At 62.4% G+C, this 19,316-nt stretch carries 18 protein-coding genes and 1 tRNA gene; 5 read left to right on the forward strand and 14 right to left on the reverse strand.

The genetic code is table 11. The features are described from left to right. Positions 1 to 87: 87 nt before the first annotated feature. Entirely contained in the window at positions 88 to 993 is a 906-nt protein-coding gene (locus F4X08_09800; GenBank protein ID MYD26093.1) for a TIGR01777 family protein, read from the reverse strand. Positions 994 to 1,190: 197 nt separating this feature from the next. Between F4X08_09800 and F4X08_09805 the strand changes: the two genes are divergently transcribed. Both F4X08_09805 and F4X08_09810 read left to right on the forward strand, forming a co-directional pair. Then, a complete protein-coding gene (locus F4X08_09805; GenBank protein ID MYD26094.1) occupies positions 1,191 to 1,661 on the forward strand; it encodes an SRPBCC family protein in 471 nt (156 codons plus the stop codon). A 60-nt stretch (positions 1,662 to 1,721) separates the two neighbouring features. Further along, complete coding sequence (locus tag F4X08_09810; GenBank protein ID MYD26095.1) at positions 1,722 to 3,053, forward strand: HlyC/CorC family transporter; 1,332 nt, start codon at positions 1,722 to 1,724, stop codon at positions 3,051 to 3,053. Positions 3,054 to 3,056: 3 nt separating this feature from the next. On the opposite strand, the gene F4X08_09815 is transcribed toward F4X08_09810, so the two are convergent. Further along, on the reverse strand, positions 3,057 to 4,037 hold the full coding sequence (locus F4X08_09815) for an aldo/keto reductase (GenBank protein MYD26096.1): 981 nt from the start codon (positions 4,035 to 4,037) through the stop codon (positions 3,057 to 3,059). Between the two features lie 249 nt (positions 4,038 to 4,286). Here F4X08_09815 and F4X08_09820 point away from each other — a divergent pair, with 249 nt between their 5' ends. The 3 genes from F4X08_09820 to F4X08_09830 are packed head-to-tail and all read left to right on the forward strand — an operon-like array spanning position 4,287 to position 7,539. Further along, a complete protein-coding gene (locus F4X08_09820; GenBank protein ID MYD26097.1) occupies positions 4,287 to 5,396 on the forward strand; it encodes an amidohydrolase in 1,110 nt (369 codons plus the stop codon). Next, positions 5,393 to 5,788, forward strand: a complete 396-nt coding sequence (locus tag F4X08_09825; protein MYD26098.1) for a Rieske (2Fe-2S) protein — start codon at positions 5,393 to 5,395, stop codon at positions 5,786 to 5,788. The genes F4X08_09820 and F4X08_09825 overlap by 4 nt, the downstream gene beginning before the upstream one ends. Next, on the forward strand, positions 5,785 to 7,539 hold the full coding sequence (locus tag F4X08_09830; GenBank protein ID MYD26099.1) for a peptide ABC transporter substrate-binding protein: 1,755 nt from the start codon (positions 5,785 to 5,787) through the stop codon (positions 7,537 to 7,539). The genes F4X08_09825 and F4X08_09830 overlap by 4 nt, the downstream gene beginning before the upstream one ends. On the opposite strand, the gene F4X08_09835 is transcribed toward F4X08_09830, so the two are convergent. The 12 genes from F4X08_09835 to mreC all read right to left on the reverse strand — a co-directional run bounded on the left by F4X08_09835 (position 7,523) and on the right by mreC (position 19,315). After that, positions 7,523 to 8,788, reverse strand: coding sequence for an alanine--glyoxylate aminotransferase family protein (locus F4X08_09835; protein ID MYD26100.1), 1,266 nt, complete (start codon positions 8,786 to 8,788; stop codon positions 7,523 to 7,525). The two genes, F4X08_09830 and F4X08_09835, sit on opposite strands and share 17 nt — an antisense overlap. A gap of 21 nt (positions 8,789 to 8,809) precedes the next feature. Then, on the reverse strand, positions 8,810 to 10,495 hold the full coding sequence (locus F4X08_09840) for a peptide ABC transporter substrate-binding protein (GenBank protein MYD26101.1): 1,686 nt from the start codon (positions 10,493 to 10,495) through the stop codon (positions 8,810 to 8,812). A gap of 56 nt (positions 10,496 to 10,551) precedes the next feature. Further along, positions 10,552 to 10,635: transfer RNA gene (locus F4X08_09845), tRNA-Leu, on the reverse strand. A gap of 48 nt (positions 10,636 to 10,683) precedes the next feature. Then, positions 10,684 to 11,055 (reverse strand): preprotein translocase subunit SecG, encoded by a 372-nt coding sequence (secG, locus tag F4X08_09850; GenBank protein ID MYD26102.1) that lies wholly within the window; start codon positions 11,053 to 11,055, stop codon positions 10,684 to 10,686. Positions 11,056 to 11,099: 44 nt separating this feature from the next. Next, a complete protein-coding gene (locus tag F4X08_09855) occupies positions 11,100 to 11,840 on the reverse strand; it encodes a triose-phosphate isomerase (GenBank protein MYD26103.1) in 741 nt (246 codons plus the stop codon). Between the two features lie 63 nt (positions 11,841 to 11,903). After that, on the reverse strand, positions 11,904 to 12,935 hold the full coding sequence (locus F4X08_09860; GenBank protein ID MYD26104.1) for a 6-phosphofructokinase: 1,032 nt from the start codon (positions 12,933 to 12,935) through the stop codon (positions 11,904 to 11,906). Positions 12,936 to 13,046: 111 nt separating this feature from the next. Continuing rightward, positions 13,047 to 13,775, reverse strand: a complete 729-nt coding sequence (locus tag F4X08_09865) for a ComF family protein (protein ID MYD26105.1) — start codon at positions 13,773 to 13,775, stop codon at positions 13,047 to 13,049. A gap of 260 nt (positions 13,776 to 14,035) precedes the next feature. Further along, a complete protein-coding gene (gene lgt, locus F4X08_09870; GenBank protein ID MYD26106.1) occupies positions 14,036 to 14,869 on the reverse strand; it encodes a prolipoprotein diacylglyceryl transferase in 834 nt (277 codons plus the stop codon). Between the two features lie 50 nt (positions 14,870 to 14,919). After that, complete coding sequence (gene rodA / locus F4X08_09875; GenBank protein MYD26107.1) at positions 14,920 to 16,137, reverse strand: rod shape-determining protein RodA; 1,218 nt, start codon at positions 16,135 to 16,137, stop codon at positions 14,920 to 14,922. 26 nt (positions 16,138 to 16,163) lie between these two features. Continuing rightward, a complete protein-coding gene (gene mrdA / locus F4X08_09880; protein MYD26108.1) occupies positions 16,164 to 17,984 on the reverse strand; it encodes a penicillin-binding protein 2 in 1,821 nt (606 codons plus the stop codon). Beyond that, the gene (mreD, locus tag F4X08_09885) at positions 17,959 to 18,459 is read right to left on the reverse strand and encodes a rod shape-determining protein MreD (protein ID MYD26109.1); all 501 of its coding nucleotides are present in this window, start codon (positions 18,457 to 18,459) and stop codon (positions 17,959 to 17,961) included. The genes mrdA and mreD overlap by 26 nt, the downstream gene beginning before the upstream one ends. Before the next feature lie 40 nt (positions 18,460 to 18,499). Next, the gene (gene mreC, locus F4X08_09890; GenBank protein MYD26110.1) at positions 18,500 to 19,315 is read right to left on the reverse strand and encodes a rod shape-determining protein MreC; all 816 of its coding nucleotides are present in this window, start codon (positions 19,313 to 19,315) and stop codon (positions 18,500 to 18,502) included. Position 19,316 lies beyond the last annotated feature (1 nt).

Raw genomic sequence — 19,316 nt, forward strand, 5'->3', positions numbered from 1 at the left:
CCGTGGCGTTTTTGGTGGCGAGAGGCACCGCCGAGGCAGGAGGCGTCGCCATTGTGGAGGTTCGGCCCGGTGTGCTCGGTGCACAGGTCATAAAGGCTTCGCCCGTAGCAGGTCGTTCAGCGCAGCCTCCAGGTCCGCATGCTCGAACTGGAAATCCGCATCCAGAAGCCGTTGGGGTTCGACGCGCGCGCTAGCGAGCAGCAGGTCGCTTCCCATTTGGCCGAACAACAGGCGGACGGCGAAGGCGGGTACCGTAAATGGGGTCGGACGACGCAGCACCCGGCCCAGCGTCCGGGTAAATTCCGCGTTGGTTACGGGTTGCGGAGAAACCGCGTTCACGGGACCGGCCAGCACATCCGATTCCAGGGCGTATCGGATGACGGAAATCAGGTCGTCCCGGGTGATCCAGCTCATGTACTGGCGCCCGTCCCCGACCTTTCCGCCCAATGCCAGTCGGAAGGGCGTACGCATGGCGGCCAGCGCACCGCCCTCCGGGGTGAGCACCATGCCGATGCGCAGGTTCACGACACGGATCCCGGCGTCTCGGGCCGGTTCCGTCGCCGCTTCCCACGCCCTGCTCACCGCCGGCAGAAATCCTTCCCCCGCCGGCGATGCCTCCCCGAGCGGTTCGTCGCCTCGGTGGCCGTAAAAACCGGTGGCCGACGCGCACACCAGGACCGAAGGCGGCGACACCATCCCGGCGAGAAACGCGCACAAGTTGCGTGTGGGGCCGACGCGGCTGTCCCGGATCCGGGCCTTCTTGGCCTCGGTCCACCGTCCCAGGATCGACTCGCCCGCCAGGTGGACAATGGCGTCAGTGGAACCGGATTCGTCCCAGTCAAAGCCGCCTTCCGAGGTGGACCAGTAGACCGCCCTGTCGCCGGCCAGGTTCCTGGACCGGACCAGGCGAAGGACGCGATGGCCCTCCTGCTCGAGGCGGTAGATCAGCCGGCGGCCGATCAACCCCGATCCGCCGGTAACGAGTATGGTCATAGTGTGGCGAAAGTTAAAACCGGTACGGCAAGGTGTCAAGGCCGGGGGGGCCGCCCAGCCAATGTGGTTTGACTCGCTTCAACGATTCCCGTAGTATCCAGATAGCGCGGTTGCGTTCCGTGCCCGCCGCCCGTCGGCGCCATGGACCAGCCGCGCCTTGACGGGAAGGGAAACCTGGACTGGAGCACCGAATTCCAATGCATGTCTACCGGTTGAAACGCACGCAGATCCTGCCCGTATCCCTGGATGCCGCCTGGGATTTCCTGTGCCGGCCCGAGCACCTGCGCGACCTGACCCCGCCGGGTGTCCGGCTGACCGTGACTTCCGATCTCCCGGACCGCATGTACTCGGGTCTCATCATCACGTACCGGCTCGGACTCTACTCGATGTTCTACTTTAATTGGGTAACGGAAATCACTCAGGCAGAACCACTTAGCTACTTTATCGATGAACAGCGATCGGGGCCGTACAGGTTCTGGCACCACGAACACCGGCTGCGTTCCGTTGAGGGCGGAGTGGAAATGAAAGACCTGGTTCATTATGCCTTGCCATTTGGTGTGCTGGGCCGTATGGTACATGCGGCGATCGTGAAGAACCATCTCAACGCCATTTTCGACTACCGGCGCGAAGCCCTCGCCGATAGATTCGGTACTCCTCCCGTTCGCTGAGGGTTCATGCGTTCCCAACGACCAACACAGACTGACTTCTCTCCGTAAATCCCCGGTACCATGAACGACCTCATTATCGTACTTCTGCTGGTCGCGTTCAACGGCTTCTTCGTAGCCGCGGAATTCGCCCTGGTCAAGATCCGGATGGCCGAAATCGAGGTCATGGTCCAGGATGGAAGCCGAATCGCGCAGACTGTACGGAATATACTGCAGAACCTGGACACCTATCTTTCCTCGTGCCAGCTGGGGGTAACGCTTGGAAGCCTGGGCCTGGGCTGGTTCAGCGAACGGACGGTGGCCGCCCTGCTAGAACCGCTCGTGCTGTCCCTGGGTTTTTCCGCGGCGACCGCCCATCTCATCGCGATCCCGCTCGCCCTCGTGGTGATGACTTTCCTGCTCATCACGGCCGGCGAGCTCGTGCCCAAGTTCGTCGCCCTGCAGAAGTACCGGCAGGTGGCGCTGGTCATCGGCATTCCCCTCGTCGTGTTCTACCGGGTGTTTCGACCCTTCATCTGGCTGCTGAACGTAAGCGCGAATCTCATGCTCAGATGCCTGGGCATCCGGGTGATCGACGCGCACGGGGAATCGTTCACCGAATCGGAACTGCGCATCGCCCTGGTCAGCATGGTGGCCGGCGGGCACGTCTCCCGGCGGGAACGCCGGATCATGGAAAACGTGCTCGACCTCGAGGAAAAGGTGGCCCGGCGCTACATGCTACCCCGCAACCAGATCGTGTTCGTGAACCAGAACGACCCCACCGAAGAGAAACTGCGCGTCGTAGCCGAATCCGGACACACGCGTTTCCCGCTCTGTGACGAGGACCTGGACCAGATCACAGGGATCATTCACGTCAAGGACCTCATGAAGGGCCTTTACGACGAAGACCAGTTCGCCTCCCTGGAAAGTATCGCCCGCGAGCCGCTGTTCCTGCCCGAGACCATCCGCCTCGACGCACTGCTCCTGGAGTTCCAGCGGCGCAATTCCGTACTGGCCGTCCTGGTGGACGAGTTTGGAACGGTTTCCGGGATGATCACGCTGGAGAACGTACTGGAAGAACTGGTAGGCCCGATTCAGGATGAATTCGACAGCGAGGCGCCACTTATCGTACGGACGGGACCTCACCGGTTCGAGGTCGATGCCAGTTGCCCCGTCGACCAGGTCGTCCGCGCCTGCGGCCTGGAACTGCCCGACGAACTGACTTCGGATACCACGGGCGGAGTCATGACCGAACTGCTGGGCCACATTCCCAGGCAGGGGGAACAGGTCCGTGCCGGCACCCACCTGATGACGGCGCTGCGCGTGGAGCCGACCCGCGTCCAGCGGCTCAGGATCGATCGCATGGCCGGCATGCCCGATGCGGCGGAAGCGGATGCGGGAAACGATCAGGGGTAAGCGCTACTCGACCTGTCCGAGCCGGTCCGGGGCGGAAGCCTCGTCCAGTTTGCTTCGCATCTCGGGGGGCAGATGCCAACCCGCTCCGCCGCAGACCTCTTCCACGTGCTCCGGTAGATCGGGTCCCGTCATGGCGGCCGTCACTTCGGGATGATCCAGGATCCATGCGAAGGCGACCTGCGCGGGGGTCCTGCCGAGCTCCGCGGCCACGTCGATCAACGTGGCGACGAGCTGATCGACGGCCGGAGTCATGATCTTCCTGAACCGATCGATATCGTTCGCCCAGACCGAGCCCGCGGGGGGATCCTCGCCCCGTCTGCACCGGCCCGTAAGCAGTCCGACGGCGATGGGGCTGTACGTCATCATCCCCAGTCCATGCCGGCGGCACCGGTCGAGCAGTTCGGTCTCCACGCCGGATCGATGGATCAGGTTGTACTGGCTCTGCAGGCATGCCGGCGTCGCGAAGCCGTGCCGGTCGGCCACCCACAGCGCTTCGACGACCTGGGCAGCCGTGTAGTTGCACATGCCGATATACCGGGCCTTGCCCTGCCTCACCACGTCGTTCATGGCGTCCAGGGTCTCGTCCAGGGGCGTGTCGGGATCGAAATGGTGCAGGAGATAGAGATCGATATGATCCAGCCCCAGGCGCTTCAGCGAACGGTCGATCTCCCGCATGATATGATAGCGGGAGGTGCCCTTGTCGTTCGGCCCCGGCCCGATCTCGCTCCAGACCTTGCTGGAGATCACCAGGTTGTCCCGCTTGTCCTTCATGGCGGCCAGGGCCTTGCCCAGCACTTCCTCGCATCTGCCGCCGAAGTAGAAGTTCGCGCAATCGATGAAGTTGATCCCGAGATCCACCGCCGTTTCGATCGTGCGTAAGCAGGTTTTCTCGTCCGTCCGTCCGGCCCAGAACCCCCGGAACGCCGTACCGAGACAGATGGGAGACACGCGCACGCCGTAGCGGCCGAGTTGCCGGTATTCCATGAGTTCCTCTCCGTTTTCGGACGCGGGTGAAGGCCGGAACGCCCCGGTTGCACCGCAGGCGCATGTGTCGCAGGAATGAAACGGTATGGCAATGTAGCGTCTCGTCGTCAAATACAAAGCACAATCTTCTACACGTCGTCATGATCAACTTGACAGTACCCCCGGACGGCGTATTTATGGCAGTAACACATTTCCGGACTTCCGCCGGGTTCGATCTCCTCCGGGTTCCCGACGAGCTGCCACCAGATCATGACTGAAATCGAATCGAAAGCCGCCAACCCCATCGGTCTCATCGACTGCGACCTGCATCACGGTGTCGTGGAAATCGAAGATCTATTCCCTTACCTCCCCGGTCATTACGTGGAGTACGTGAAGGACTTCGGGTCCATGATGCCCGGCCTTGTCTATACCAATCTCCCCAAAGGCGGCTGCCGCGCCGAACTCTGGGAGCACACCGAAACCCATCCGAGCAGCAACATCGAGCTGGCCCGCAGGCACCATCTCGACGAATACGGCATCGACGTCGCCCTGTTGACGGGGGTTACGGTGTACGGAGCGGCGGTGCACCCGGACGCCGACTTCGGCGCCGCAATGTGCCAGGCCTTCAACGACTGGACCCTGGAGACCTGGATCAAGGCGGACGGCCGTTTCCGTGCGTCGGTGGCCATCGCGCCGTCCGACCCGAAGCAGGCGGCCGCGGAGATCCGGCGGATCGGCAGTCGTCCCGAAGTACTCCAGGTCATCATGCCCGCCGGGGGGCGCATGCCTTTCGGGAACCGGTTCTATGACCCGATTTACGAAGCGGCGCAGGAGTACCGGCTTCCCATGTGCGTGCACTTCGGCGTGGAGGGCGCCGGCTTTGCCAATGCCCCCACGGCGGCCGGATATCCCTCTTACTACCTGGAAATGCGCATGGCCCGGCCCCAGATCGCCATGGCGCACGTCTCGAGCCTGATCTGCGAAGGGACCTTCGAGAAATTCCCCGGGCTGAAGTTCCTCTTCATCGAACACGATACCTTCTGGGTACCGGGCCTCATGTGGCACATGGACGCCGACTGGAAGGCGGTCCGCGACTACACGCCCTGGGTCAAAAGGCCTCCGAGCGAGTATATCCGTGACCACGTCAGGTTCGGATGCCAGCCCATGGAACAGCCGCCGACCCGAAAGGACCTCAAGACCTTCCTGGAGTGGCTGCACGCGGACGAGATCCTCGTGTACGCGAGCGACTATCCCCACTGGGACTGGGAATCGCCGGACTCGGTGCTTCCCGGCGTGGATGCGCGGCTTAAGAACAGGGTGTTCGTGGAGACGGCGCGGGAGTTGTACGGCCTGGACGAACACGGGAAACCCTGCGAATGAGCCGCCGTTACGTGGTATCCGCGGTCGAAGACCTTCCGCCGGGTGAACGGCGCATCGTCCCCGCGGGCGGGCGCGGCGGGATCGGCGTATTCAACGTCGGCGGCCGGTACTACGCCCTGCGGAACCGTTGCCCCCACAAGGGCGGGCCGCTCTGCCGCGGCCGCCTGAGGCCCCATGTAACGGCGGATGAGGTATACTCGGTCGAACAGCACGAGAAGCAGGTCCTGAAGTGCGCCTGGCACCAGTGGGAATTCGACCTCGCCACCGGCCGGGCGCTATACGATCCTGCGCTGCGGGTCAAAACTTTCCGGGTGGAGATCGAAGAGGGTAATGTGATCCTGTACCTGGATGGACCGGAATCGCCTGCGAGGGAAGAAGGGGACATCCCGTGACGGTCCGGTTTGCCATTGCGCTCCTCTCCTCGGCATTGATTGGCTGCACGGCCGCATTGGCCTGGCCGGACGCGGATCCGCCCGCGCCCTACACCAATTCCATCGGCATTTCGATGCCGCCCGACGCGGCCCCGCCCGAGTACCAGGTCTTCACCAGTTTCAAGGCCGAGAACCGGTACCTGGACATGGCCACCTCCCACTACCAGGTGATCGGCCACGACTATGCCCTGGTCAACGAACCGCTGGTGCGCATGGACCGGGACTACAACCTGCTGCCGGCCGCCGCGACCCGTTGGGAGGTGTCCGGGGACGGGCTCACCTGGACGTTTCACCTCCAATCCGATCTGATCTTCGCCGATGGTCATCCCCTTACGGCTCAAGACTTCGAAGACACCTTCAAACGGTGGGCGGACCCGGACACGGGATTCGATTTCGAATGGTTCTACCGGTCGATCAGGAACTGGAGCGAGGTCGTCGCCGCCAAACTGCCTCTCGATTCACTGGGCGTCACGGCGCTGGACGATCACACCATCGCCTTTGCAACCGAAGATCCCACGCCTTACCTGCCCCTGATCCTGACATTCAGCTGGGTAACGCCCACGCACCTTTTCGAGAAACACGGTCCGGGCTGGTCGACGCGGCCGGAAACGCTGCTGGGCAGTGGCCCGTTCAGGCTGTTGGAATGGTCGAAGCTGGACCGGATTGTGCTGGCGCCGAATCCCCACTACCGGGGACCCCACAAACCGTATCTCGAAAGAGTGGTCTCGAAGCTCTTCAACGCCGCGGTACCTCCGCCGATGTTGTCGTCCTACGAGGCGGGCGCGGTGGACCTGGCCTCCCTGACGAACCAGGCGGAAATCAACCGCGTTAAGCACGATGCAGGGCTCAGGGACCAGCTCGTCACCTATTCGGCCTTCGGGACCACTTACTTGATGATGGACACCTTCAAGCCCCCTTTCGACGATCTCCGGGTGCGGCAGGCGTTCAGCCACGCCATCGATACCGAAGCGCTGGTCGAGTCCGCCCTCCAGGGCGTGGCCGTTCCCGCGGTGTCCATGTTGCCCGACGGGTTTCCCTCGGCCGATACCCGGGAACTCGCGCCTGTTCAGCGATACGATCCGGGCCTGGCGCGCCGGCTGCTCGCGGAAGCCGGCTATCCGGACGGCAGCGGGTTTCCACAGACGGTGATGTGGATCAGGGGAACCAATCTACAGGGGGGACAGGCGCCCCAGGCGGTACAGGCCATGCTGAAGCGCAATCTGAACCTGGATATCGGCGTACAGAACACCGAGGCCAAACTGTTCATGGAATCCATGTACCAGGGAGACATCGCCTTCGCCATGATCCCCTACGGGTACGACTATATGGATCCCAGCAACCTGCTCGGCATCTGGCTTTCGTCGGGCCGCCATGCCTGGTACAACCAGCGCTTCGAATCCGTCATGGCGGAGGCCAATCACCTGATCGGCGACCCGGAAAGACGTCTAGCGCTCTACGAGGAGGCCGAACGCATCGTGGTCGAGGACGTGGCCGGCGTGTTCCTGTGGCACAGTCAGCACAACGAGCTGTGGAAGCCTTATCTTCGCACCGAGGCCCTCGAACGGAACGAGCGGGGTGGTTACGCGATTCGTGTCGACAAGCATCTCAACCTCTCGACGACGCTTTACGTCACGGAGGAGGTCGTGAGGGACGGGGCCGCCGAGGACCGGGACGAGGGATTGTGGGACTGGCTCTTCAGATCCGGTCGTTGAAGATCTGCGAGTGCTCGAAAACCTCACGGGCCGCTGATACGCCTGAACCCTCCTTCACATCCCATCCCATCTTCTTCAAAACCTGCTCCAGGGCCGATATCGTACGCAGCACATGCTCCGGTACGGCCATGAACCCCATGGTGCCGATCCGGGCAAGGCTGCTGAGTGCGATGCCGTGTTCTTTGAAGAGGATCCTATTCAGTTCGGTCGCGTCGAGGTGGTCCGGCAACGCGATGCGCGTCGCCACAGGCGCGGCCGACGCCGCCGTCGCGGCCACGATGCCGAGACCCAGGGCCCGCAATGCCGCGTGTACCGCCCTGGAAGCGACGTACTGGCGGCGGTAGACCTTCTCCGGTCCCTCTTCCATGATGGCCTTCAGCGAGGCGTGCAGCCCCAAGACCAGGGTGTAAGACGCATGGGGGCCGTGGACGGGCCAGTCCCGTGGGTGGGGTTTACGTGCGCGCGGCACGGCTCCCTTTTCGAGCGTATCGTACCCCATCGCAGCGCCTCCCTCCATGCCGTAGCGGCGCCAGGAGTGGAGATCGAGGCACATGGCGCGCGGTGCGCTCCGCAGGTTTTCAATCTTGTCCCAGGCCTTCTCGCTGGCCACCACGATCGCCAGTCCCTGGGGCGCGTTCAGGCACTTCTGGGTCGTGGTGACGAGCAGGTCAATGCCCCAGTCGTCGACGCGCACCTCGACCCCTCCAAAAGAAGACACGCAGTCCACAAGGTAAATCACATGGGGAAACTCGTCCTTGAGCATGCGCCCGATGGCCTCGATCGGATTCAGCGTGCCGGTCGTGGTCTCGCAGTGGACCAGCGCGACCTGTCTGATGTCCGGGTCGCCGAGCAGGTGTCGACGAATTGTGTCCGGGTCGACTGACTGCCCTTCCTCGAGGGCGATCTCGGTCGTATCCCCGCCCGCGAACCTGGCCAGCTCCGTCAGCAGCCGGCCGAAGACACCGGTCTGGACCGTAAGCACACGGTCGCCGGACTCCACGGTGCCGAGCATGGCCGCTTCCAGTCCGTACACGGCGGACCCTGGTATGAGCATGGGGCCGTTTCCGGTGTTCAGCAGCCGCTTGAGCATGAGACAGGTCTCTTTTTCGATCACCGGGTAATGGGCATAGTAGACCGGTTCCACCAGCTGCTTCCCGATGGCCGCGAGACAGGCGGGCGAGAGGGGCGTCTGCCCGCAACTCATATTGATGCGCTGTTCCACGGGAACGGCAGACTGTTCACCATTCATGCCGCGCCTCCCTGTCCGTCTTCAACGATCACCAATGTAGACTTCGGTCCACATCAGGCTTCCCACCGTCCCGTCGGGACGTCTGGAGTACCCTTTCAACCAGGGCTTGCGCAGGCCGTATCCGATGGGATGATAGACGAATGCACCGCCGTAGTCGGACACCAGGATACGCTCGGCGTCCTTGTATATCTCCGTGCGCCGTGCGGGGTCGGATTCCCCGACCGCCCGGTCCACGAGATCGTCGAAGGCGGGATGGGCCCAGTCCTGGCGCTGCGCCCCCCTCGGCCTGGAATGCCAGGTCATGTCCAGCATGTTCCTCGGGTCCAGGTAGTCTGCCCCCCAGGCGATGAATCCGAAGGGAATCTGCCAATCGAACAGGGCGCTCATGTAGGAACCCATATCGGCGCTGCGGAAGGTGATGTCCACCCCGAGATGGTTCCGCAACATCCCCTGGACCGCCTCTGCGATTCTGCGGGTAATGGGATTAGGCGCTCTCAACCACGTTTCGATGGTCGGGAAGCCCCGTCCCCTCGGATAGCCGGCCTCTGCCATGAGCGCTTTGGCCCGTTCCGGATCGAAACCCTGTATCGGCTCGTATTCCGGTCCCGCGTAGGCGTCGAATCCGGGTGGAATCATGGAGTAGGCCGGGATACCGGCACCCTGGAGAATCACGTCGCAGATCGATTCCCGATCGATGATCCGGGTAAAGGCTTCACGGACGCGGACATCATCGAAGGGCGGCTCCCGGGTTCGGAAAATGAAATACCAGCTCTGATAGCTCGGCGATCGGACGATCTCCTTGCCGAGCCGGGGGTGGCTCTGGATGCGGTGAAGCTCCGCGAGGTCGACCGCTTCCATGTCCACTTCGTCGTTTTCATAGGGCAGGATGTTAGCCGCCGCGGGCTCCCGGAACAGCTGCACGACCTGCTCCAGAAAGGGCTTGTGGGGACCGTTGTACATGGGATCCGGTATAAACCTGATGTGGCTGCCGGAAACCCACTCGGCCATCTTGAAGCCGCTGTTGGTGACGATATTGCCCTGCTCGGTCCACTTACGACCGTGCTTTTCAATCGCCCATCGAGGCGCCGGAAAGGTATCCGGGAAGGAAATGATGTACGGAAGGTAAGGAGTCGGCTGCTCGGTCTCGATGACCAGGGTCAGGTCGTCCAGCGCGCGGACGCCCAGTTGCGACACGTCCTCGATCCGCCCCTGGTTGATCGCCCGGGCGTTCTTGAAGTCGTAGTAGAAATTCGCGTAGATGTTCGCCGACGCGGGATCGACGTTCCGCCGGAACGTGTACACGAAATCGTGGGCGGTGACCGGACGCCCGTCGCTCCACCGGGCGCCGGGACGCAGGTAGAACGTCCAGGTCAGGCCGTCATTGGAACGCTCGTAGCGCTCGGCCGCCCCCGGAACGGGCTGCATGAACTCGTCGCGCCACATCAACATCTCGAAGGGCCTCATAACCAGCCCTTCGTCGTCGTAGGGATGGATGCCGGAATCGAGACTGCGCGGCTCCATGTTCATCACGCGTAAGACCTGTTGCGACAGGGGGGCGGCGTCGGGAGGCATGACTTTGCCCACCGAATTCGTGCGCGGCTGCTGACCGGGCTGGCTGGGTTGGCCCGGCTGGCCGGAAGATACGGAGACGACGGCCAGGACTGCCAGGCCGGCGATCAGGGAGAACAGCATTCGCGCATGGCGCATGGGACGCCCTCCGGATTCACGAGGACGGGGATGTACGACTGAAATGAAGGAAAGGATGCCGAAGCGCGGATTCGAACCGCGACGGGATTTCTCCCACTGCCCCCTCAAGACAGCGTGTCTACCAATTCCACCACTTCGGCGTCATGACGACCGGCCGGCGGCTGGACCGCCTCACAATGGTCGAAGGATTAAGGCGTGGACCCTGGATCCCCGGGCGCGGGGGGCAGGCCCGATTCCGCGTCGGGCAATCCCTGGGCGGGGGACGTCTGCTGGTTTCTCAATGCCTCATCCAGGATGATGCTTCGCGTGCCTTGCGTATCGTCGGGCAACAGGTTCAGGCCGATGACGATCAGCATGTACAGCGTCGCCAGCACGGTGGTCACCTTGCCCAGGAAAGTCGCGGCGCCCCGGCCGCCGAACATCTGGCCGGCCATGCCGCCGGTGGGTCCGCCCGCGCCGAAAGCGCTGGACAGGCCGCCGCCCTTTCCCGACTGCAGCAGGACGGACAGGATCAGAACGAGACAAACCAGCACATGTACTGCAACCACGGTGGTAAACACGGTATGTATCCTTCGCTTGGCGACCGGTGTCCGGTCAGGTATTGCTAGCCGCCCTTGATGCCCAGTCCGGCCCGGACGATAGCCTCGAATGAAGAGGCGTCCAGGCTGGCACCACCCACGAGCGCTCCGTCGATGTGCGGCTGGTTCATCAACGCGCCCGCGTTTTCAGGTTTGACGCTGCCTCCGTACTGGATCCGGATCCGGCCGGCGAAGTCGTCGCCGAACAACCCCGCGATCACCTTCCTCAGGTGACCGTGCACCTGGTCCGCCTGATCGGGGGTAGCCACCTTGCCGGTCCCGATAGCCCAGACCGGTTCGTAAGCCAGGACGAGACTGTCGGCCGTCCCGGGATCCGTACCGGAAAGACCCGCTCGTACCTGTTCGCCGACTACCTCCTCGGTACGGCCGGCTTCCCGCTCTTCCAGCGTCTCGCCGACGCACAGGATCGGGGTGAGACCCGATGAAATCGCCGATTTCACTTTGCCGTTGACGGACACGTTCGTTTCATCGAAATAAGTCCGTCTTTCGGAGTGCCCCAATATAACGTACCTGCACCCCGAAGTCAACAGCATTCTGGCCGACACTTCCCCCGTGTACGCGCCTTCCGGGGCGTCGTGCATGTGCTGGGCGCCCAGCGAGATGGAACTGCCGGACAACTGCGTGGCCGCCACGGTCAGATGGGTGAAAGGCGGGCACAAAACCAGGTCCGCGGCCAGGGCGAGCGATTCCGTGCGTTCCATCACCTCGGCGACCAGCGAAGCGCCTTCGACCAGGTCGGTATGCATTTTCCAATTGCCGGCGATGATCAGCCGGCGCGACGCCGTATTCACAACCACTCCGTTGGCAGGCTAACCAAAGAATACCTGGGCAATGTCATACAACTCCATGTCGACCGTGCGGATCCGGCCGGTCACTTCGGCCAGCGGCACGCTCTCGATCCTCGAGCCCTTCAACGCCACCATCTTGCCGAAATCCCCGTCGTGCACCAGGTCGGCCGCGGTCACGCCGTACCGCGTCGCCAGGACGCGGTCGTAGGGCGTGGGCGAACCGCCGCGCTGAATGTATCCCAGGATGGTCACCCTGGTTTCTATGCCCGCCCGACGTTCGATCTCGGCGCCGACCACTTCTCCGATACCGCCCAGCCGCACATGACCGAATTCATCGACCTGGTCATCCTGGGTCACCTGGCCCGGAGTGTCCTTCATGGTGAATCCCTCGGCGACCACGACGAGGCTGAACGTCTTGCCTCGGTCGATGCGCTGCTGGACGAGCGCGCAGACCTCGTCCAGGTCCATGGGAACCTCGGGAATCAGGATGCAGTCCGCCCCGCCGGCGATACCCGACTTGATGGCGATCCACCCCGTATGACGGCCCATCACCTCGATGACCATCACCCGGTGGTGGGACTCCGCGGTGGTATGGAGCCGGTCGATGGCGTCAGTGGCGATCGTGACCGCCGTGTCGAAGCCGAAGGTCATGTCCGTCCCGACGATGTCATTGTCGATCGTCTTCGGCAGGCCCACCATGGGAATGCCGGCTTCGTTCAGCGCGGCCGCGGCACCCAGGGTGTCCTCGCCGCCGATGGCGACGACCGCATCCAGGCCCAGATCCCGGACGTTCTCCTTGATCCGGTCGATGTTGCCTTCGTCCTTCATCGGATTGGTCCTGGAGGTGCCCAGGATGGTTCCGCCCCGGTGCAGTATGCCGGATACGGAGACCAGGCTGAGTGGACTGGTATCGTTGTTGATCAGTCCGGCCCATCCATTGCGAATGCCCAGGACCGTCGAGCCATAGGACTTGATCGAGCGCCTTGTTACCGCCCGGATCGCGGCGTTCAAACCCGGGCAATCGCCGCCGCCCGTCAGGATACCGATATGCATTTGAAGTCTTCTCTCCCGCATGCAGGTGATACGAAGGGGCCGGGTTGCCCGCGGCGCCGGATCGCCCGCCGCATCAGGCTGCCCGCGGCGCCGGCGGTGATTCGGAGGGACTCAGGCGCGCGCGACGGTCAGGGCGAACACTCTTCCGGCGCCTGCCTGGAGCAGGGTCCGGGCACAGCTGTTTATCGTTGCCCCCGTAGTGAATATGTCGTCGACCAGCGATACCGTGGCGCCGCGCACCGCATCGGGCCGGGCCACTTCGAACACCCCTTCGACGTTGGCCATCCGCGCTTCGGGGCTCAGCGAGGTCTGCGTCGGTGTGTTACGGTTACGCCAAAGCACGTTTTCCAGCACCGGAATGCCCGTTACGTCCGATATGCCCAGGGCGATGCACGCGCTCTGGTTGTAGCCCCTTTCCCGCCTTCTGAGCGGATGCAGAGGCACGGGCAAAACGCCCGTAATATGTGGTATCCCCGGTTCCTGTTCAACCCTTTTCGCCAGCAGGGATCCCAGGAACCGGCCGATCCCGGGGCGGTTCCGGTACTTGAGCAGGTGGATGAGATCCTGAAGCGGCCGGTTGAATACGAACGCGGAAAAAGCGCCTTCGAAATAGAATGTGCGGCCCGTGCAGGCCGGACAGGAGGCCACCGGGGTGTGCAGCGGTTGGCCGCATCGTTCGCAGTACGGCGCTTCGATCAAAAGCAGTCCCGCTCCGCAATCTTCGCAGACGGCGCGCCGTTCATCGAAGATCCGGGCCTTGCAAAGGACGCAGCACGGAGGATAGACCAGGTCCAGGGCCGTTCGGCCAGCCGTGCGCAGCGTATGGGCAAACAGGGCCATAGGTATCTTTCAAACCGGCTCGAACCATGATGTGAACGATCGAACACCCACGGGTGTGCGCGCATTGAAACCTCCGGACCGGTCGAACCGGTCGAACCGGACCATGCCGGAGTCCTGCAGTCTTTCCTTTTATCAGTATGAAACAGGAAGGGTAATGCTCGAATTTTAAGCGTGTAGGGACCGGAAGCGTACGGCTTGCATCGGCGCGGCTGCCGCGTAAAGAACCAATACGAGCGGCACGGCCGCCGCGTGAAGAACCGCTACCCGTGACGGGACCGGCTTCGCGACGAGCGTTGCCGCGCACGGTTCCTGGTCCATCCAAGGAGGAGGAGTCCCAGGCCGATCAGAACGAGGCTGATCCCCTGGTTTACGGACAGGGCAATTCCACCCAGGCTGCCCAGGGTCATGCTCGATTCATAGTACCTGAAAAGATCGACGAAGAACCGGGTGACGGGTTCGGCGATCAGCAGCACGGCGAAGAGGAATCCGTCGTATCTCGGCTTGCGGTCCAGCCACATCAACAGGCCGAAGAGACCGAAGCCCAGCACCGCGTTGTAAAGCTGTGCGGGATGCAGGGCTACGTCCGGGTAGAACGAACCCGCAGCGCTGAATGCCGGGAAGACCACGCCCAGGGCGGACTCGGTGGGCAGTCCGAAACAGCAGCCGTTCATGAAACAGCCGACGCGGCTTATGCCGATGCCGAGCGCGATACTCGGCGCAAAGGCGTCGCAGGCCTTCCAGATGGACAATCGGTTAACGCGCAGGTACAGGATGGAAACCAGGACCGCCGCGATGAACCCGCCGTACATGGTCAGGCCGGTCAGGCCGATCGAACCGGAGCTTTGAAAGGGGCTGATGATGTCGAGGGGGTTCGCGCTGAACTCGTTCCAGTGGGGTATGACGTACATGATCCTGGCGCCGACAATGCCCGCGAGCATGATGAGCAGGCTCATGTTGATCATCTGGTTCTGGTTCAGGCCGCGCGCCCTGGACCGCCTCAGCGCCAGAAGAATCCCCGCGATGAATGAAACGGCCAGCAACAGGCCATAGGTACGTACGGTGAACGGACCGATCTCAAAAAGAATGGGATGCATGGACTTTCCTCGTTCGCGGCGGTAGCCGGCATTCAGGCGTGAAACAACATTCAGTAGTCAAATCGATGGCGCCATACGTTCAACAGCAGGCCGCACAGGATCAGGCTGGTCATCAGAAAGGAGCCGCCGTAGCTGAGAAAGGGCAGGGGTACGCCGGCGATCGGCAGCACACCGACGGCCATCCCCACGTTCATGATCACGTGAAAAATGAAGACGGATACGCAGCCGGCCGCCAGCAGGCTCTGGTACCGGCTTTTGACGTTCATCGCGATGTAGATCCCGATGAGTATGAATACGTAGCAGAGGATGAGGACGGCCATCGAGCCGATGAACCCGAACTCCTCGGCGATGACCGAGAAGATGAAGTCCGTGTGCTGCTCCGGCAGGAACGCAAGGCTGGTCTGGGACCCCTGCAGAAACCCGCGTCCGAGCAGTCCGCCCGATCCGATGGCGATCTTGGACTGGATGATCTGGTATCCCGCGCCCTTCGGATCGACCTGGGGATTCAGAAAGGTCTCGACGCGTTGTTGCTGGTAGTCGTGCAGCGAATCCCACAGGGGCTCCGCACCCAGGCCCACGGCCAGGTGCGTGACGGTGAGGAATATGGTGACGAACCGAGGCGGCCACTTCAGGTACATGATGCCCGCCACGATCAGTATGAATACGGACCAGATGACCCAGTCGAACCCGCTCACGACGCCGATCACGACGCCGATCAGCGGGGATACCATGAGCAGCAGCTGGAGGACGCTCAACCCCGCCCAGAGCAGCACGCCGCAGAAGATCGCCCCGAAGACGATGGAGGTGCCGAGGTCGGGCTGGGACAGGATGAGGAAAACGGGCAACGCCACGATCACGCCGCAGGTGGCCATGACCGAGGGTCGGTGTATGTTGGTCCGCAACTGGGAAAGATACTGTGCGAGCGCCATGATGACGGCGATCTTCGCCAGTTCGGAAGGTTGAATGCCGATGAAGCCGAGTCTGATCCACCGGCTGGATCCCTTGACGGTTTCCGAGGCCAGTACAACGACCAGCAGGATCATCACCACGACGAATACGGGGATGGTAATGGCCTGGAGGAAACGAATGGGCAGCACCGACGTGATGTACATCACCCCGATGCCGGCTACGAACCACATGGACTGCAGCATGTAACGGGACGTGCCCAGACCGGTCTCGTCCCGCGTGGCGCTGTAGATCACGATGATGCCGATCACGGACAACAGGATGGAGATGATGACGAGCGTGCGGCTTAAATGGGTTTCCATGGTCTTTCAGGCGTGTTCCCCGGGCGCTAAGGCGCGGTATCTTCCGTGTATCCGGCGTCGATCAGGCCGGCGACAGGTGTCGGTTCGAGGGAAAGCCAGGTGTCGACCACCTGGCGTACAATCGGCACCGCAGAACCCGATGGCGCGTTCTCCATGATCGCCGCGACGGCGATACGCGGTGATTCAGCCGGAGCATAGGCGACAAACCAGGAATGGCTGTCACCGTGCGGGTTTTCGGCCGTGCCCGTCTTTCCCGCCAGTTGCGCGTAGGGCAGTCGCGCCGACCGTGCGGTCCCTTCATTGACCACGTTTGTCAGGGATTCCCGGATCAGGCGCAGCGTCTTCGAGGAAACGGTCAGCGTGTCCCTGATGCTTGGTTCGCCGGTTACCACCGTTTCTCCGCCGGCCGACTCCACCCGGTCGAGGATGTAGGGCCGGTAAAGCACGCCTCCGTTGGCCACCGCGGCGGTCAACATCGCCATCTGCAGCGGCGTTACGAGCAGTTCACCCTGACCGATCGCCAGGTTCAGGATCTTGCCGGGCGTCCACATTCTGTTCTCCGCCGGATCGTAGTAGTCCGTGTCCGGAACCAGGCCGCCCTGCTCGTCACCCGCGTCGTAACCGGTCGGAGTTCCCAGGCCGAAGCCCCGGGCGTACCGGCCCCACCGTTCCAGTCCCAGCAGGTGACCCACCTGGTAGAAATAGACGTCACAGGAATGGGTCATGGCGTCCCTGAACGCCATTGAACCGTGACCGTGGGTCCAGCACCCCGCCCAGCGATTTCCGAACTGGTAACCTCGATTGCAGGGACGGAAAAGCGTGGACTGCGTGACCAGGTTCTCCTCCAGCGCGGCGGAGGCCGTCACGATCTTCATCGTGGAAGCCGGTGGATACTGCCCGTCCAGGGTCCGGTCCAACAGGGGCTTCATGGGATGGTTGGCAAGCGAATCCCACGTTTCCTGGGGAATCCGCTCCGTAAACAGGTTCGGGTCGAATCCGGGCCTGCTGACGATCGCGATGACCGCGCCCGTCATGGGATCCACCGCCACCAGTGCGCCGGCAAGGCTGTCGGGAATCGCCTCTTCGGCAACGGCCTGAATACGGGTGTCCAGTGTCAGGTAGACATTGTTACCCGATTCCGGCAGAAGGGCCGGCATGCCGGGCAACGGTCCGAGTTCCTGGCCGCGTGCGTTCACTTCCATGAACTCAAGGCCGTTCTGGCCGCGGAGGTGATGCTCGAAGGCCTTTTCCACCCCCATTTTCCCGATGATGTCCCCGGATCGATAGCCTTCTTCGCCCAGTTCCTCCAGTTCCTGTTGGTTGATCTCGGAAACGTAACCCAGCACGTGGCTTGCCAGCGTGCCCGTGCCGTACATCCGTCCGGGGGTGATCTGAACGAGTACGCCGGGCAGGTCCGGAAGATGTTCTTCGACCCGGCACGCGATTTCATAGGACACGTTCCGCTGGACCGGCAGGGGATTGAACCTGTTCACCGACGGATCGCGGATACGCATTCGAATGGCCCGGGCTTCCCGTTCGGTGAGTTCCCCCAGGTAGTCCACGGTCTCGTCGGAAGTCTCGAACGGGGTGGCGGCGATGGTGTAGGACGGCCTGTTTTCCGCCAGGACGACTCCGTTGCGGTCCATGATCAGGCCACGCAACGCCTCGATCACGACGGGCCGTATCCGGTTCCGTTCCGAATGCGCCCGGTACTCCTCGCCCGAAATAACCTGGAAATAAAACAGGCGAACGGCGAGCAGGAGAAAGAGCGCGGTCACGATACCGATGAACAGGTACAGCTGGCCCCTGTGGGTGGGGCTGTCATTCTGGGAAAAGCCAACGGACATTGAACTGTCCCTGTCGAAAGGTCAACCCGACGATCAGCAAAAGCGCCATGGAGATCGTGTAGAGCATCGTGGGCAGCGAAACCGTTCCCAGCATGTACACCGATTCGGCCAGTTGCAACCGGGTAAACACCAGCCAGTAAATGGCGGAATGGACAAAGCCGGCGGCCAGCAGCGTGAGCAGCAGGGTGGAGAGGCTGTCCCGGTAGAGCGTGTTTCCGGCGATGCCCACACCGTATGCGACCAGCGTATTGCACAGGGCGTTGAGTCCCAGGTGTTCAGGCGAGCCGTTGAAATCCTCCAGCAACCCGACGCTGAAGCCCAGGATGGTCCCCGCGAAGGCCCCCGATTCCATCGCGCCATAGATCAGCATGATCATTACGAAATCGGGCCGGATTCCCCAAATGGCGATCTCGTGTCCCCAGGTGCTGTCGACGACAAACGCCAGGAACAGCAGGATAACGTGTTTTAGACGCATGGAAAAACCGGATCATGTAACCGGCCTGGATTTGCCGAAGTCACTGGGCCAGAAGCGAATCTACCGCGGCAGGCGTTTCTTCACCCGCGATCACGAACACCTCCTCCAGGCGATTGAGTTCCACCGCGGGCGTAATCGAAACCTGTTTGAACAGTTGCCGGCCGTCCAGCGTGATCTGGCCGATGCTGCCTACAGGCAATCCGGACGGAAAGGTCTCCCCCAGTCCCGACGTCACCACGCGGTCGCCAATGCGGACATCGGCCCGAAGGGGCAACTCCATGTACAACGCGTCATTTACATACCGGATGATCCCATGTTCCCGGCTTCGCTGGACCAGACCGCTTATACGGCAGTTCCTGTCGGTCAGCAGCTGAACGTAGGACGAAGTCAGACCGACTTCGATGATTCTTCCGAGAACGCCGTCCTCCATGACTACGGTCATGTACTTCCGAATCTGCTCGGAACGGCCCACATCGATGACGATGGTGTTCAATCTCTGGTCCGTGTTCCAGCCGATGACTTCGGCGGGAACATAGGTGTACCTGTCTTTCTCCTTCAGGCTGAGCAACCTGCGAAGCCGCTGGTTTTCGTATCTACGTTCCTCGAGGTCGGCCGACTGTAACTGCCACTGGACGAGTTTCTGGCGCAGAAGCTGGTTTTCGGATTTGAGATTGAAATAGGATGGGATGAAGGCGAACGCTTCCTGGAACGGCGTCAGTACCATCAGCCAGACGGTACGCGTGATACCGACCTGCCGCTGCGGAGCCGCCGTCAGCAGCAGGATCGAGATGATCATGGCGAGGGCGAAAGCGGTGTACTGGCGATGGTGGTAGAGAATGTAGAAGAACCGGAACATG

This window comes from Gemmatimonadota bacterium, assembly GCA_009841265.1.
Lineage (GTDB): Bacteria > JAAXHH01 > JAAXHH01 > JAAXHH01 > JAAXHH01 > JAAXHH01.

Coding starts and splice junctions, on each gene's coding strand:
- F4X08_09800 (MYD26093.1), bottom strand. CDS start 993: ATGACCATACTCGTTACCGGCGGATCGGGGTTGATCGGCCGCCGGCTG.
- F4X08_09805 (MYD26094.1), top strand. CDS start 1,191: ATGCATGTCTACCGGTTGAAACGCACGCAGATCCTGCCCGTATCCCTG.
- F4X08_09810 (MYD26095.1), top strand. CDS start 1,722: ATGAACGACCTCATTATCGTACTTCTGCTGGTCGCGTTCAACGGCTTC.
- F4X08_09815 (MYD26096.1), bottom strand. CDS start 4,037: ATGGAATACCGGCAACTCGGCCGCTACGGCGTGCGCGTGTCTCCCATC.
- F4X08_09820 (MYD26097.1), top strand. CDS start 4,287: ATGACTGAAATCGAATCGAAAGCCGCCAACCCCATCGGTCTCATCGAC.
- F4X08_09825 (MYD26098.1), top strand. CDS start 5,393: ATGAGCCGCCGTTACGTGGTATCCGCGGTCGAAGACCTTCCGCCGGGT.
- F4X08_09835 (MYD26100.1), bottom strand. CDS start 8,788: ATGAATGGTGAACAGTCTGCCGTTCCCGTGGAACAGCGCATCAATATG.
- F4X08_09840 (MYD26101.1), bottom strand. CDS start 10,495: ATGCGCCATGCGCGAATGCTGTTCTCCCTGATCGCCGGCCTGGCAGTC.
- F4X08_09855 (MYD26103.1), bottom strand. CDS start 11,840: ATGCATACCGACCTGGTCGAAGGCGCTTCGCTGGTCGCCGAGGTGATG.
- F4X08_09860 (MYD26104.1), bottom strand. CDS start 12,935: ATGCATATCGGTATCCTGACGGGCGGCGGCGATTGCCCGGGTTTGAAC.
- F4X08_09865 (MYD26105.1), bottom strand. CDS start 13,775: ATGGCCCTGTTTGCCCATACGCTGCGCACGGCTGGCCGAACGGCCCTG.
- lgt (MYD26106.1), bottom strand. CDS start 14,869: ATGCATCCCATTCTTTTTGAGATCGGTCCGTTCACCGTACGTACCTAT.
- rodA (MYD26107.1), bottom strand. CDS start 16,137: ATGGAAACCCATTTAAGCCGCACGCTCGTCATCATCTCCATCCTGTTG.
- mrdA (MYD26108.1), bottom strand. CDS start 17,984: ATGTCCGTTGGCTTTTCCCAGAATGACAGCCCCACCCACAGGGGCCAG.
- mreD (MYD26109.1), bottom strand. CDS start 18,459: ATGCGTCTAAAACACGTTATCCTGCTGTTCCTGGCGTTTGTCGTCGAC.
- mreC (MYD26110.1), bottom strand. CDS start 19,315: ATGTTCCGGTTCTTCTACATTCTCTACCACCATCGCCAGTACACCGCT.